At 62.0% G+C, this 13860-nt stretch carries 15 protein-coding genes; 7 read left to right on the forward strand and 8 right to left on the reverse strand.

Annotated elements, in window-relative coordinates; all coding sequences use genetic code 11:
- Positions 1-57: 57 nt before the first annotated feature.
- Positions 58-690 carry a pseudouridine synthase gene (locus BMH52_RS13675; RefSeq protein WP_005791693.1) on the forward strand — a complete coding sequence of 211 codons (633 nt, stop codon included), beginning with the start codon at positions 58-60 and terminating at the stop codon, positions 688-690.
- On the opposite strand, the gene BMH52_RS13680 is transcribed toward BMH52_RS13675, so the two are convergent.
- The gene (locus BMH52_RS13680) at positions 685-894 is read right to left on the reverse strand and encodes a DUF2788 domain-containing protein (RefSeq protein ID WP_025999909.1); all 210 of its coding nucleotides are present in this window, start codon (positions 892-894) and stop codon (positions 685-687) included. The genes BMH52_RS13675 and BMH52_RS13680 overlap by 6 nt on opposite strands.
- A 196-nt stretch (positions 895-1090) precedes the next feature.
- Positions 1091-1570 carry an Lrp/AsnC family transcriptional regulator gene (locus tag BMH52_RS13685; RefSeq protein ID WP_003194418.1) on the reverse strand — a complete coding sequence of 160 codons (480 nt, stop codon included), beginning with the start codon at positions 1568-1570 and terminating at the stop codon, positions 1091-1093.
- Positions 1571-1997: 427 nt separating this feature from the next.
- Between BMH52_RS13685 and BMH52_RS13690 the strand changes: the two genes are divergently transcribed.
- Positions 1998-2960 carry a DUF6515 family protein gene (locus BMH52_RS13690; protein WP_032904151.1) on the forward strand — a complete coding sequence of 321 codons (963 nt, stop codon included), beginning with the start codon at positions 1998-2000 and terminating at the stop codon, positions 2958-2960.
- On the opposite strand, the gene BMH52_RS13695 is transcribed toward BMH52_RS13690, so the two are convergent.
- Together BMH52_RS13695 and BMH52_RS13700 are read right to left on the reverse strand one after the other, a co-directional pair.
- Complete coding sequence (locus tag BMH52_RS13695) at positions 2957-3850, reverse strand: cation diffusion facilitator family transporter (RefSeq protein ID WP_014720058.1); 894 nt, start codon at positions 3848-3850, stop codon at positions 2957-2959. The two genes, BMH52_RS13690 and BMH52_RS13695, sit on opposite strands and share 4 nt — an antisense overlap.
- 9 nt (positions 3851-3859) lie before the next feature.
- Positions 3860-4279: a hypothetical protein gene (locus tag BMH52_RS13700; RefSeq protein WP_019818055.1), complete on the reverse strand. Its 420-nt coding sequence runs from the start codon at positions 4277-4279 to the stop codon at positions 3860-3862.
- A gap of 253 nt (positions 4280-4532) precedes the next feature.
- On the opposite strand from BMH52_RS13700, the gene hrpB reads away from it, so the two are divergent.
- Positions 4533-7040, forward strand: a complete 2508-nt coding sequence (hrpB, locus tag BMH52_RS13705) for an ATP-dependent helicase HrpB (RefSeq protein ID WP_073843943.1) — start codon at positions 4533-4535, stop codon at positions 7038-7040.
- Between the two features lie 122 nt (positions 7041-7162).
- On the opposite strand, the gene BMH52_RS13710 is transcribed toward hrpB, so the two are convergent.
- Both BMH52_RS13710 and BMH52_RS13715 read right to left on the reverse strand, forming a co-directional pair.
- Entirely contained in the window at positions 7163-8251 is a 1089-nt protein-coding gene (locus tag BMH52_RS13710) for an endonuclease/exonuclease/phosphatase family protein (RefSeq protein WP_019818052.1), read from the reverse strand.
- 41 nt (positions 8252-8292) lie between these two features.
- Positions 8293-8952 carry a YciC family protein gene (locus tag BMH52_RS13715; RefSeq protein WP_032904195.1) on the reverse strand — a complete coding sequence of 220 codons (660 nt, stop codon included), beginning with the start codon at positions 8950-8952 and terminating at the stop codon, positions 8293-8295.
- Positions 8953-9134: 182 nt separating this feature from the next.
- Between BMH52_RS13715 and BMH52_RS13720 the strand changes: the two genes are divergently transcribed.
- The 3 genes from BMH52_RS13720 (at position 9135) to BMH52_RS13730 (ending at position 11089) form a co-directional block, all read left to right on the forward strand.
- Positions 9135-9857, forward strand: coding sequence for a DUF2076 domain-containing protein (locus tag BMH52_RS13720; protein ID WP_032904154.1), 723 nt, complete (start codon positions 9135-9137; stop codon positions 9855-9857).
- Positions 9858-9975: 118 nt separating this feature from the next.
- Positions 9976-10452 carry an NYN domain-containing protein gene (locus BMH52_RS13725; protein ID WP_003194396.1) on the forward strand — a complete coding sequence of 159 codons (477 nt, stop codon included), beginning with the start codon at positions 9976-9978 and terminating at the stop codon, positions 10450-10452.
- Positions 10453-10477: 25 nt separating this feature from the next.
- Complete coding sequence (locus tag BMH52_RS13730) at positions 10478-11089, forward strand: PolC-type DNA polymerase III (RefSeq protein ID WP_020301743.1); 612 nt, start codon at positions 10478-10480, stop codon at positions 11087-11089.
- Between the two features lie 184 nt (positions 11090-11273).
- Here BMH52_RS13730 and BMH52_RS13735 read toward each other — a convergent pair whose 3' ends face one another.
- Entirely contained in the window at positions 11274-11585 is a 312-nt protein-coding gene (locus BMH52_RS13735) for a DUF3077 domain-containing protein (protein WP_073843945.1), read from the reverse strand.
- A gap of 738 nt (positions 11586-12323) precedes the next feature.
- Positions 12324-12785 carry an Lrp/AsnC family transcriptional regulator gene (locus BMH52_RS13745; protein WP_044268904.1) on the reverse strand — a complete coding sequence of 154 codons (462 nt, stop codon included), beginning with the start codon at positions 12783-12785 and terminating at the stop codon, positions 12324-12326.
- A 160-nt stretch (positions 12786-12945) separates the two neighbouring features.
- Here BMH52_RS13745 and yedA point away from each other — a divergent pair, with 160 nt between their 5' ends.
- Complete coding sequence (gene yedA / locus BMH52_RS13750; RefSeq protein WP_073452101.1) at positions 12946-13842, forward strand: drug/metabolite exporter YedA; 897 nt, start codon at positions 12946-12948, stop codon at positions 13840-13842.
- Positions 13843-13860: the final 18 nt, after the last annotated feature.

The following is a 13860-nucleotide window of genomic DNA, read 5'->3' on the forward strand; positions in this document are numbered from 1 at the left end:
CATTTGGCGGTCAGGCCACTAGCATTGTCGGTCCTGACCGTTAGATGTTCCTTTGCCATGTCCCGTCCTACCCGTCCCGATTCGCGCCGCCCAGGCGTGAAACCTTCGCAGCCTGTTCGACGTGTCGCCAAGGCGCCACCGGCCGAGCCGAAGCTGATCCTGTTCAACAAACCGTTCGATGTGCTGACCCAGTTCAGCGACGAAGGCGGGCGCGCGACGCTCAAGGATTTTATCGATATTCCCGGTATTTACCCGGCGGGGCGCCTGGACCGTGACAGCGAAGGCTTGCTGCTGTTGACCAACGATGGCCAGCTTCAGGCGCGCATCGCCGATCCCAAGCACAAATTGGCGAAAACCTACTGGGTGCAAGTGGAAGGTGAGCCGACTGAAGAACAGCTGCAACGTCTGCGCGATGGTGTCGAGCTGAACGATGGCATGACCTTGCCTGCCGAGGCTCGACAACTGGATGAACCGGCGTTATGGCCGCGCAACCCGCCGGTACGCTTTCGCAAAAGCGTGCCGACGCATTGGCTGGAGTTGGTGATACGTGAAGGGCGCAACCGTCAGGTACGGCGCATGACCGCAGCAGTGGGCCTGCCGACGCTGCGCCTGGTGCGCGTGCGCATTGGCGACTGGTCTATCGACGGCCTGGATCAAGGCCAATGGAAGGCAGTGCCGGCGCGCTTATAAGGCTCCGGATTCAATCAGGCCGATCACCACGCTCTTGATGATGAACGCTGCCACACCAAGGCCCAACACGAAAAACAGGATGAACGAACCAAAGCGCCCGGCCTTGGATTTTTTCGCCAGGTCCCAGACGATAAAGCCCATGAAAATGATGAGGATAGTGACCAGGCCGGTCATCATCCATTCTTCAAACAGGGCGGGGTCGATGTTGTTCATGGGACTCTTCCGACAAGACAAGCGAGCAGTATACGGCAGCGTCACAAACGCAACATTGACCTGAGTCGTACGCGGTCAAACGGTGGGAGCTGGCTTGCCTGCGATAGCGGTCTGTCAGTGATCGTGAGGCAAACTGGCCCGCCGCCATCGCAGGCAAGCCAGCTCCCACCGTTGAACATCGTTGTTCTCAGGTGCGCAGGTGGGTCAGGGGCAGTTCGGTGCTGTTGAGCACTTGGTTCAGCACAAAGCTGGACCGCACGCTGGTCACCCCTTCGATCCGGGTCAGATGCCCCAGCAGCAATTTCTGATAGTGATCCATGTCCGGCACTACCACCTTCAACTGGTAGTCCGCATCCATCCCCGTCACGAGGCTGCACTCCAGCACTTGCGGCAGGGTGCGGATGGCGGCCTCGAAATTCTCGAAGCGTTCCGGCGTGTGACGGTCCATGCCGATCAATACATATGCGGTGAGGCTCAGGCCGAGCATCTTGCGGTCGAGCAGGGCGACCTGGCGGGCGATGTAGCCGTCGTCCTCCAATTGCTTGACCCGGCGTGAGCAGGGCGAAGGCGACAGGCCGATGCGTTCGGCCAGCTCCTGGTTGGAGATCCTCGCGTCGCGCTGCAATTCCGCCAGAATACTCAGGTCGTATCGGTCAAGCTTGCTCATTGGGTTGGCCTTTGTCGTAACTATTGCGGTTAATTATCCATGAAGGGTTAAAAATTGCGCAAGCACTGTTTATTGACGCAATCTTCGCAATCCTCTGCCCGCCCGGCACGCCTATGATTACCAACAGAATCACCGCCTGGACAACAGTCCACAGCAACGCGCCCAATCAGGCCCGTTGCGGCCGCCGCCCCAGCAGGGTTGAGCCGGCCTCCAGGCTGCACACTGTCCACAAGACGGCGTGAGGTGAGCCAACGTCAAAAGCGTTGAGCCAGGACGAAATTCTCAAGGGGTGGCCGACGGGTCACCCCTTTTTCTTTGTGCGCGTTTTGCCTTCAGAAAATAGTTCTCGTGACTGATAACCTGTCTCAGAACCGGGCGAGGCTTTTCCAGTCTCATGATCAAGCCCCAATCCGCAGTGAGGAAAAGCATGAAGCGCATCTGGCGTATGGCAGGTGTTGGTTTGCTGGTGGTCAGCGTCGGCTCCCAGGCGATGGCCGACGAACGCGATAACTCACCGGGCCAGGGGCAACGGCCTGAGCACAATCAGCCACGCCCACAAAACCCGCAGGGTGATCGTGGCGGCCAGCACGAGGGTGGCCAATGGCAAGGTCGGCCTCAAGGTCATGAGCCGGGGCGACCAGCACTGCAACCGCAACCCTCCAATAACCTGCCGATCCAGGGCCGGCCCGATACCGTGCGCCAGACTCAGGAGCCGCGCCAGGGTTATTACCGTGATATTCCCAGACGCCCCGATGACAACCGGCATTGGGAGGCCGGCGGCCCCGGTTCGCGTCCGGGTAACGATCGCCCCGGTGATAACCGCTGGCCAGGCCGCCCCGACGGGCATGGCAACGGCTGGGGCCCGGGCCCGCAACATCGCCCTGGATATGTCATCGACCGTTTTCCCGACCGCAATTACCGCGTGCCTTACCGTGGCCAGGACTACTTTTTCTCCGGTGGCTACTGGTATCGCCCCCAAGGCCCGCGCTACGTGGTGGTGACGCCGCCCTACGGCATCCGCGTGCATTACCTGCCGGACTACGCACGTGAAGTGTGGGTAGGCGGCTCACTGTTGTTCCTCGCCGCAGGCGCCTATTACGCCTACGAGCAAAGCACCCAACAATACGTGGTGGTACAACCACCGACGCAGGTGCCATCACCTCCGCCGACGCCTCAAGGCAACGGTTATGACGTGGTGGCTTACCCGGCCAACGGCCAGTCGCCAGCCCAGGTACAGCAGGACGGCTACGACTGTTATCGCTGGGCGGTGCAACAAAGTGGCTTCGACCCGCGCACCGTCACCTACGCCCCGGACCCTGCGGTGGTGCAAACCTACCGCCAGGCCCAGGGCAACTGCCTGGGCAGTCGTGGGTATCAGGTGCAGTACTAGGCCTTGTTACCGGTGACCACTTCCCGTGGGTCGGCGTGCACCAGCACTTCGGCTTTCGGGTATTCCCGGTGGATGGCATCGGCGGCCTGGTCGCTGATGCCGTGGGCCACCGACAGCGTCAATTCCCCCGGCAACTCCAGGTGCAACTGCACAAACCAGTGGTTGCCGGAAACCCGCGTACGCAAGTCGTGGGCACCCAGTACGCCGGGCACGCCACGGGCCAGCTCCAGCATGTGCTGGCTGACATCCGGCGGTAGCTCTTCATCCATCAACACCGCAAAGCTTTCCCGGGCGATCTGGATCGCGCTCCACAGAATGTAAGCGGCGATTCCCAGGCCGAACCAGGCGTCGACCTGATGAAAGCCAAAGCCTGCCAACACCAGCGCAATCAGGATGCTGCCATTGAGCAGCAAGTCTGAGCGGTAATGCAGCGAGTCGGCACGCACCGCGTTGGAGCCGGTCTCGCGCACCACGCGGTGTTGCAGCATCAGCAGGGCCATGGTCAGCCCCAGCGACAAGATAATCACGCCGATACTCAGCCACGGTGCGCCGACCGGCTCCGGATGCTTGAGCCGTTCATAGGCCTGGAGCGCAATCAGTACCGCACTGCCGGCGATAAACAAGGCTTGCGCCATACCCGCCAGCGACTCTGCCTTGCCATGCCCATAACGATGATCGTCATCGGCGGGGCGCAGGGCGTAATGCACCGCCAGCAAGTTCAGCAGCGAGGTCACGCCGTCGAGCAGCGAGTCGGTCAACCCGGCGAGCATGCTCACCGAGCCGCTGAGCCACCAGGCGATGGCCTTGGTCACAATCAACACACAGGCCACGCCCACCGAGGCGCGGGTGGCTAGGCGCAAGAGCCTTGCGTGTTCGGGGCTGCTGGTCATGAGCTGTCCTTACGCGGCAGGCTGCAGGCCCAGGGCCGCCAGTTGCTGCACGCTGCCCCTGAACTGGATCAGGCGTGGGTCGTCCAGCGGCAAGGTGCGGCCGGTTTCTTTCTGGATGATGCTTTGCAGCTTGGCGTTATCGACCTTGCCGTCAGCGCCGATGGCTTCGTGCAGTTTCTCGGGGGCGACCTGGGCGGTCTTGCCCGGTTCGAAGTAAATGGCGCCCGTGGCGAAGTCGACACCGAAGGCGATCAGGCCGGGGATCACATAAAACAACAGGCCGAGGGCATCGAGTACCGCGATGGTCGGGTCGATCTTGCCATCGATCTGGCCACGACGGTCGGGGTAGAAAATCGACCCGCAGGCGGTAAGTTGGCTCAGCAGGGTAACGGCGAGGACACCGCCGATGACACGGGAAGCGATACGCATGAAAAAGTCTCCTGAACATATTTAAGGGTGACTATAAGCCAGATCGGCCAGGCGCCGATGAACCAATGTGGGAGCTGGCTTGCCTGCGATTGCGACGGTTCAGGAAATACAGCGGCAACTGTCACACCGCTATCGCAGGCAAGCCAGCTCCCACCTTCGACTGCATTCACAGCCCAAAGCGTGGGTGTTTTTAAGACCCGCATCGGCACTCGGCAGTTCGCCGTTATACTCGCCGCTCTGCTTTGGAGCCAGTATGAATTCGTTGCCGATCGATGATGTTTTACCCGCCCTGCGTGACGCCTTGGCGCATCGCCATGAAGCCGTGCTGGAAGCGCCCCCCGGCGCCGGTAAAACCACCCGCGTGCCGTTGGCCTTGTTGCATGAGCCGTGGCTCGCCGGGCAAACCATCCTGATGCTCGAACCCCGGCGCCTGGCTGCCCGTGCTGCTGCCGAGCGGCTGGCCAGTGAACTGGGTGAAAAGGTCGGTGAGACCGTGGGCTACCGCATTCGGCTGGACAGCAAAGTCGGCCCCAACACGCGCATCGAGGTAGTCACCGAAGGTATCCTCACCCGCCGCCTGCAGGACGACCCGGCGCTGGACGGCGTGGGCTTGTTGATCTTCGACGAATTCCACGAGCGCAGCCTTGATGCCGACCTGGCGCTGGCCCTGAGCCTTAACGGTCGCGAGCTGTTTCGCGACGAGCAGCCGCTGAAGATCCTGCTGATGTCCGCCACCCTCGAAGGCGAGCGCTTGGCCGGCCTGCTGGATGACGCGCCGATCCTGCGCAGCGAAGGGCGCATGTTCCCGGTGCAGATGCGCTGGGGCCGGCCGTACCAGGCCGGGGAGTTTATCGAGCCGCGCGTGGTGCAAACTATCCTCGAAGCCCTGCATGACGAGCCCGGCAGTGTGCTGGTATTTCTGCCGGGGCAGGCGGAGATTCGCCGGGTCAACCAGCAACTGACTGAGGCCTTGGGTGATCGCCCTGATGTACTGTTATGCCCGTTGCACGGTGAGCTGGACCTCAACGCCCAGCGCGCCGCCATCGACCCGGCGCCGGCCGGCAAGCGCAAAGTGGTGCTGGCCACCAACATCGCCGAGACCAGCCTGACCATCAACGGCGTACGCGTGGTGATCGACGCCGGGCTGGCGCGGGTGCCGCGTTTCGACCCCGGCAGCGGCATGACCCGCCTCGACACCCAGCGCATCTCCCGCGCCAGCGCCACCCAGCGCGCCGGCCGGGCAGGGCGGTTGGAGCCGGGGGTGTGTTACCGGTTGTGGTCCGAAGACCAGCACGACGGTCTGGCCGCTTATGGCAGCGCGGAAATCCTCGCCGCTGACCTGGCAGGGCTGGCCTTGCAACTGGCCCGTTGGGGTGTGAAGCCCAACCAGTTGGTGTGGCTGGACGTACCACCCACGGCCGCGTATGCCCAGGCTCAGGACCTGTTGCAGCGCCTCGGTGCATTGAACGAAGAAAACCTCACCGCCCATGGCCAGAAGATGGCGGAGTTGCCGGCTCACCCGCGTATCGCCCATCTGTTGTTGCGTGGCCAGGACCTGGGCCTCGCCGCCACCGCCTGTGACGTGGCGGCCCTGCTGGGCGAACGCGACATCTTGCGCGGCGGCGGTGCCGATTTGCACAGCCGCCTGGCGCTGATGTCCGGAGAAGAACGTGCGCGCGGCACCCAGGGCGGCGTTCAGCGTGCCAAGCAACTGGCCCGGCAATACCGGGGCTACCTGCGCGGCAAGGCGGCCCAGCCGGTGGACAACCCCGACCACCCACGCTGGCTCGGCGCCTTGCTGGCACTGGCCTACCCGGACCGCGTCGCCCAGCAACGTCGCGCCGGTGGCGCTGAATATCGCCTGGCCAATGGCCGAGCGGCGCTGTTTGCCGAAGCCGACAGCCTGATGAAACAACCCTGGCTGGTGATCGCCGACCTGGGCAGCCGCCAGGGCCAGCGTGAAGAGCGCATCTACCTGGCGGCGGATTTTGACCCGGCGCTGTTCGACACGGTGCTGGCCGAGCAAGTGCGCAACGTCGACCAACTCGACTGGGACGAGCGCGAAGGCGTCTTGCGTGCCGAGCGCCAACGCAAAGTCGGTGAACTGGTGCTCAGCCGCGAACCCCTGACCGGCCTCGACGAATCCGCTCGCAGCCAGGCGCTGGTCAACCTGGTGCGCCGCAAAGGCCTGGAACTGCTGCCCTGGACCCCGGAACTGCGTCAGTGGCAAGCCCGTGTGATGCTGCTGCGCCAACTGGATGCCGGCAACACCAGCGAGTGGCCCGACATCAGTGACAAGGCCCTGCTCGCGGGCCTGGAGCACTGGCTGATGCCTTACCTGGGCAAAGTCTCGCGCCTCAGCCATTTCGCCAACCTGGATATTTCCAGCTACCTGCACAACCTGCTGCCATGGCCCTTGCCCCAACGCCTGGAAGAGCTGGCGCCGCAGCATGTGAAAGTGCCTTCAGGGTCATCGGTACGCCTGGACTACAGCGAACAGCCGCCGATCCTGGCGGTGCGCTTGCAGGAATTGTTCGGGTTGGCAGACACCCCGCGCATTGCCGGTGGGCGCCTGGCCGTGAAGCTGCACCTGCTGTCCCCGGCGCGGCGACCGGTGCAGGTCACGCAGGACCTGGCGAACTTTTGGCGCAGTACCTATGCCGAGGTGAAGAAGGATTTGAAAGGGCGCTACCCCAAGCATTACTGGCCGGATGACCCGTTGGTGGCCGAAGCGACGGCCCGGATCAAGCCGCGTAAGTAGGCGCGATGCAGTTCAAATGTGGGAGCTGGCTTGCCTGCGATCGCATCGCTGCGGTGTCACTGAAAGACCGCATCGGCGGCATCGCAGGCAAGCCAGCTCCCACAAAAGATTAAGGATGTGGGTTATTGCGCGGCAGGCAGCAGGAAGCGGGCGATAACCGGGAGATGGTTGGAAATGCGCAATGTGTCCTCCTGCCTCACCTTCGCCTCCACCCGCTTGATGCGCGGGCTGTAGAACAGATAATCCAAGGTGCGATCCGGCCCGTCCAGGCTCGGGTCATTGGGGAAGTGCGTCAGCCATTTTTCTCGATCAATCCCGCTGGACTCGCTGTTACGTGGGATCATCGGGTACTTGTCCCACAGCAGGTGCAACTCGCTGTCCGGCGCATACTGCCCACGCTTAGCCGCGTCCAGGCGCAGGTATTGGCCCAGTGGCAGCAGATTGAAATCCCCGCCGATCAACCAGGGCGTGCCCCGGCCTTCGAACTTGTCCAGCAGCTTGGCCGTGGCTTGCACTTGTTGTTGCGCTGCCGAGCGGCCAGGTGCGCCGCCGTCCAGGCGTGTATTGAGCACCGCCAGTTGGCCGCCATCGCTCAAGGGCAGGTAAGTCAGTAGCAACGCAGGTTTAGGTTGGAACTGCCGGCTGATGAAGTTGGTTTCGGCGGCCGGCAGTTGCAGGCGCTCGGCGTGTTCGATCTGATAGCGGCTGAGCGTAGCTAGCTTGCGCCCGACACTGCCGAAGATATGCAGGCTGGGCACAAAGTCGGCCTTCCAGTCGAACGCCTGGGCGCTGCAGGGGTAGAGGTCGACCAGGCGCTCCTGTAACAGCGCAAGCTGGTCCTGATAATGGGAAGGCTTGGCGCCTTCGTCGACTTCCTGCAACAGCAGGATGTCGGGTTGTTCGTCGCGAATCACCCGCGCCACTTCGTCGAGGCTGAAGGCCATGTCTTCGACGGTGGGGCGATCGTCCGGGCCGCTACCGTCCGGGGTGTCGTACCAGAACACGTAGTTCTTGCCGGCCAGGTATTGCACATTCCAGGTCATGACCTTGAGCGCCTGCCCCGGCAACAGTGTCGGCGCACGGGGTGCCACGCAGCTGACGGGCAGGGTCTCTTTGTCGGCAGGGCGCCAGGTCAGGCTGTAGATCAGCGCGGCCAGCAGGCCGGTGATGATCAACAGGCTCAACAGGGTGATGCGCAATAAACGGGTCATCGGCTCGGCTTATATGCGTGTCAGAAGAGCCACGGAGCATATCACCGCACGTCGGCGTCGCCACCGATCAGCATGAATAAACGGAACAGCACCACGCTGGTGAACAGTTGCAGGAAGCTGTGGGCGCTGTCCATCAGCAGCCCCAGCAACGGCGCCGGTTCAGGGTACGCCGCCACGCTGGCGCCCTTGAGCAGCCACAACGGCGTCATCACGCACAGCAGGCACACCAGGATGCGCCAGAAATGCCCGCGGGTCAGGCGAAAGCTCTCCTTCATCGCCGCCAACGCCGGCATACCGCGCAGCACCAGCAGGTATTCGGCAAACGCCAGCACCACCATCAGCCACAAGCCCGGCAGGAAATACAGCGACAGCCCCAGCAGAATCAGCAAGGTGCTCATGGCTGTCAGCAGGGCAAAACGCGGCCACAGGCTCAAGGCCATGGCCCACACGTCCTTGGTGCGCGGCGACTCGCCCCGGGTGCGGGCATCGAGAAACAGGATCAGGGCGCCGGTGTACAGCGGGTACACCAACAAACCCACGACCACGCTGTAGCCGGGAAACGCATCCGGGCCCAGCGTGTGGTCCAGAACCTGTTGCAACAAGGCTTCGAGGATCACCAATGGCAGGCACAGCTGGACGATGGCGCCCAGGTTGCGCTGGGTAAAGCGGAAGGAGTCGCGCAAAACGTCTAACGGATTCATCAGGGTCATCACAGGCCTGGAAGCAGAGGGCCACACTTTAACCGATCAGGGTCCAAGGGGCGCAAACGTAAACCTTGAGTAAAGACCATTGAAACAACTCGTAACATCCCCATAACTGGAAAGCCCCCAGCCTGATCACAGGCGGGACCGGAATTTTTTATCGGCAATCTAACGAGGTCGCCATGAACAGCGAAGAGCAAACCCTGATCGATGGACTGTTTTCACGGTTGCAGCAAGCCGAAACGGACTCAGCCCCCCGCGACGCCCAGGCCGAAGCGCGGATCAAGGAGCATATGGCTCGCCAACCCGCCGTCGGCTATTACATGACCCAGTCGATTCTGGTGCAGGAACATGCGCTGCAGAGCCTCGACGCGCAAAACAAGCAACAGGCCCAGCAGATCCAGCAATTGCAGGACGAGCTGCAACGGGCCAAGGCCACGCAACCGGCGCCGGCCAGCGGTGGTGGGTTCCTGTCGAGCATCTTTGGCGGCGGCTCCCGTGAGCCACAGCCTGCGCCGAGCAACACAGGTGGCGGCTGGCGTGAGCCGGCGCGACCCGCTTTTGGTCAGCCAGCGCCGCAGCAGAACTACCAACCGCCGCAAGCACCGGCCGCCGCGCCAGCCGGCAGCGGCTTCCTCGGTGGCGCCATGAAAACCGCCGCCGGCGTGGCCGGTGGGGTGTTGCTGGCCGAAGGCATCAGCAGCCTGTTCCATCACAACCAGCAGCCGCAGGTGGTGGAAGAAATCATCGAACAACCGGCACCGGCCAGTGACCAGGGCAACTGGGGCAACGATGACCAGAAGTTTGCCGGCAATGACAGCTGGGGCAGCAACTCTGATAACTTCGCCGACAGCGATTATTCCGACGATTCCTCATCCTTTGGCGACGACGATTCCTTCGTCTGACACACCACGCCGGGGCGCTGCGGCGCTCCGGTCTGATTTTTTCCCGGAAACGCTCCCTTGGCTGGCATACTGGCGCCCTTTCCGGGCGCTGGCGCCTGGCTGTCCATGAGGAAGTGCGGTGAAAAAAATTGCAGTGTTCGCCGATGTGCAAAACCTCTACTACACCGTGCGCCAGGCCTATGGTTGCCACTTCAACTACGCCGCCCTGTGGGCTGACATCAGCGCGCGCGGGCAGATTGTCGAGGCGTACGCCTACGCCATCGACCGCGGCGACAGCAAGCAGCAGCAGTTCCAGCAGATCCTGCGCAACCTGGGCTTTACGGTAAAACTCAAGCCGTACATCCAGCGCAGCGACGGCTCGGCCAAGGGCGACTGGGACGTGGGCATCACGCTGGACATCATGGACGCCGCCGACCATGTCGACGAAGTCGTGCTGGCCTCAGGTGACGGTGATTTCGACATGCTGCTCGAGCGCATTATCCACAAGCATGGCGTGCGGGCCGTGGCCTACGGCGTGCCGGGGCTGACGGCCAACTCATTGATACGCGCCGCCAGCCACTATGTGCCGATCGAAGGCGCGTTGTTGCTCAAATAGATCGTAGAACGGAGTTGGAACAGGTTTGGAACGTATAGCGGTCATCGACTTTGAAACCACCGGCATCACCCCCAGCAGCCACTGTCGGGCCACGGAGATTGGCGTGGTCATCCTTGAGCGCGGGCAAATCGTGGACCGCTACCAGAGCCTGATGAATGCTGGCGTGCGCATACCGGCGTTTATCGAACAGCTCACCGGCATCAGCAACGCCATGCTGCGCAGCGCGCCACCGGCTGAACGGGTGATGAACGAAGTCAATGAGTTCGTCGGCACCACGCCCTTGATGGCGCACAACGCCGCGTTCGACCAGAAGTTCTGGGACTTTGAGCTGGGCCTGATCCGCCGCACCCGCCTGCAGAAATTTGCCTGCTCCCTGCTGCTGGCTCGCCGCCTGATGCCGGCGGCGCCCAACCACAAGCTCGGCACCCTCAACACCTACGCCAAACTGCCCCACACCGGCCAGGCTCACCGGGCGCTGGCGGATGCGGAAATGGCCGCCAACCTCACCGCGCACCTGGCCCAGGAACTGCGCCAGACTCATGGCTTGCGGGAGCTGTCCCATGACTTGCTGTGTACCTTGCAAAAAGTGCCGGCCGCGAAGATCAATGAGCACCTGAAGAAACATCGCGGGTTTTAAGGCCTGGCGCTGATCGTCCCCACGCTCCGCGTGGGCATGCATCTGGTGACGCTCCGCGTCACGACTTTAAGAGCGGACGCAGAGCGTCCAGGGCGGCATTCCCACGCAGAGCGTGGGAACGATCAGCAAACAGAGTGCCAATGTGGGAGCGGGCAAGCCCGCTCCCACAGGGGTCATGCGTCGCCTATCGAGGCTGTGCGCACTCCCGCGCCTGGTCCACCACCCCCTTCGCCATCTCCACCAAATGCATCACCGCCCGCTGCGGCGCCTTCATCACCTCACCCGACGCATTCGCCGTCTCCACCGCGCAGTGCAACAAATCCGCCGCATGGGCCAGGGCGTCTTCGAAGCTCAGGTTGTCATTGAGGATAAAGATCGGCGCATCCGGGGCGGATGCCTTGAGGTAGTAGTCGATGGCACGACGGTGGAGCAGGGCGTCTTCGCTGAGGAAGTCGGTTTTGGACTGGGGTGGATCGGGGGTGACTTTTTTGACCATGGTGAAACTTCTCCGTCAGGTAAGAAGCTGCAACCGTTCGCTTGCACACGAATTAGGGTGGCAGCAGTACGCAGGTGTGCAAGACCGAGACGGAGTCCGGTAGATCCGAAGATCTCCCGCGTACAGCTGCCATGACACTTAGCGCCTGAGATAAAACCCAGGCGTAGAGAGTTAAGGCTATGCGTATTACCGTCGTCGGACTTGCACGTCCGGTCACCGAACATTCGATGACAGGGCGAGACTAGCTACCGAATCCGACGGAAACAAGGCCGTGGGATTCTCTCGGAAACGTCCCGCAAATGAAAGGGATCGGTCGTGCTGGCCAATGAAATACGGGGGGGTGAGGTCTCTTTCACCTGAGCGCTGAATGGTCGGTAGGCCAAATCCTGCTATGACCCAGGACCTTTCTCGTTTTTCTCTTCACTCCTCTATCGCGTCTTACTGCGACCTACCATCCCGTCTGTCACTCATGCATAGGGATTACAGTCATGCAGGAAAGCGATCTTCATACAGCGATTATGCGAAGCAAGTTGGAACTTGAATCAAATGGCATTGATCTGGGCTCCAGTTCAAGCGTGGCGTTTCATGTGGGCAACACGATGACAAGCTGCCCGGCAGTCACTGATCGTTCCCACGCTCTGCGTGGGAATGCTGCCCTGGACGCTCTGCGTCCGCCCTTAAAGTCGTGACGCAAAGCGTCACGGGGTGTATTCCCACGCGGAGCGTGGGAACGATCGATCAGCCAGCATTTTTGCCATTGGTGTCCAACTGCCCCAACGGCACCCGCCGCTCTATGGCGCTGGACAAAATAATCGAGGTCTTGCTGAAGCCGAACTTCGCTACCCGATTAATCAGGTTTTCCAGCTCGGGCATCGAGCCCACCGCCGCTTGCATGATCACGCACGGGTCGCCGGTGACCCGGTGGCATTCGGTCAGTTCGGGTATTTCCGCCAGGGCGTCGTACACCTTTTGGCTGCCATGGTTGGTCAGCCGCAACTCGATCACGCATTGAATCGGCAAACCCACTTTGGATAAATCCACCTTGGCCTGGTAGCCGGTGATCACGCCGCTGGCCTCAAGCTTGGCCACGCGTTCGGCCACGGCGGGGGCGGAGAGGTTTACGGTGCGTGCCAGTTGCGCGTAGGAAGCACGGCCATCTTCAAGCAGGGCGCTGAGGAGCATGCGGTCGTATTTGTCCATGATAAGGCTCCGGTTGCGCATGGCTTTCGAAAGCACGGTTTATAGCCTTGATAACCATGGTTTGAGAAGTGTATTGGCGTTTTAAACAGGTTTTGTAACTTAAGTTTATCCACCTTCGTTTCTAGAATAAGTCTCCCATTACCTGCCATAGAGCCGCCCAATGCCTGGCCCACGTCGCTTTCCCTTACCGTTGATCGCCGCCTTTTTTGCGTTGTATGTGATCTGGGGTTCCACCTACCTGGTGATCCGCATTGGCGTGGAGTACTGGCCGCCGCTGTTGCTGGCGGGGATTCGGTTTTGCACGGCGGGCGCGTTGATGTACGGCTTTCTGAGGTGGCGCGGGGTGCCGGCGCCGACCTGGCCGCAGTGGAAGGCGGCCGGGATGATCGGCATTTTGTTGCTCACCGTGGGCAATGGTGGCGTGAGTGTGGCCGAACATATGGGCGTGTCGTCCGGCGTGGCCGCGCTGGCGGTGGCGACGGTGCCGCTGTTTACCTTGCTGTGTGGGTTTTTCTGGGGCGCACGTAATACACGGTTGGAATGGGCCGGGGTGCTGCTGGGGATTATCGGCATTGCCATGCTCAACATGGGCAGTACCTTGCAGTCGAGCCCACTGGGCGCGGTGTTGCTGTTGATGGCGGCGGCGTCCTGGGCCTTCGGCTCGGTGTGGAGCCGCCACTTGCCGCTGCCCCAAGGCGCCATGGCCAGCGCCGCGGAAATGCTCGTGGCCGGTATGGCGCTGCTGATCGTCAGCGCGCTGTCCGGCGAGCACCTGCAGGCCATGCCGCCGCTGGAAGGCTGGCTGGCCCTGGCGTACCTCACGGTGTTCGGCTCGATCATCGCCTTCAACGCTTATATGTACCTGCTCAAGCACGTACGCCCGGCGGCGGCGACCAGCTACGCCTATGTGAACCCGGCCGTGGCCGTGTTACTGGGGATTGTGTTCGTCGGTGAGAGCATCGGCCTGGAAGAAGCCTTGGCAATGCTGGTGATCATCAGCGCGGTGTTGCTGATCAGCCTGCCCCAATGGCGCAAGCCCAAACCGGAAATAAGGTAAACTGCCGCGCATTACGCC

It is taken from the genome of Pseudomonas sp. BTN1, from assembly GCF_001907715.1.
Taxonomy (GTDB): Bacteria; Pseudomonadota; Gammaproteobacteria; order Pseudomonadales; family Pseudomonadaceae; genus Aquipseudomonas; species Aquipseudomonas paracarnis.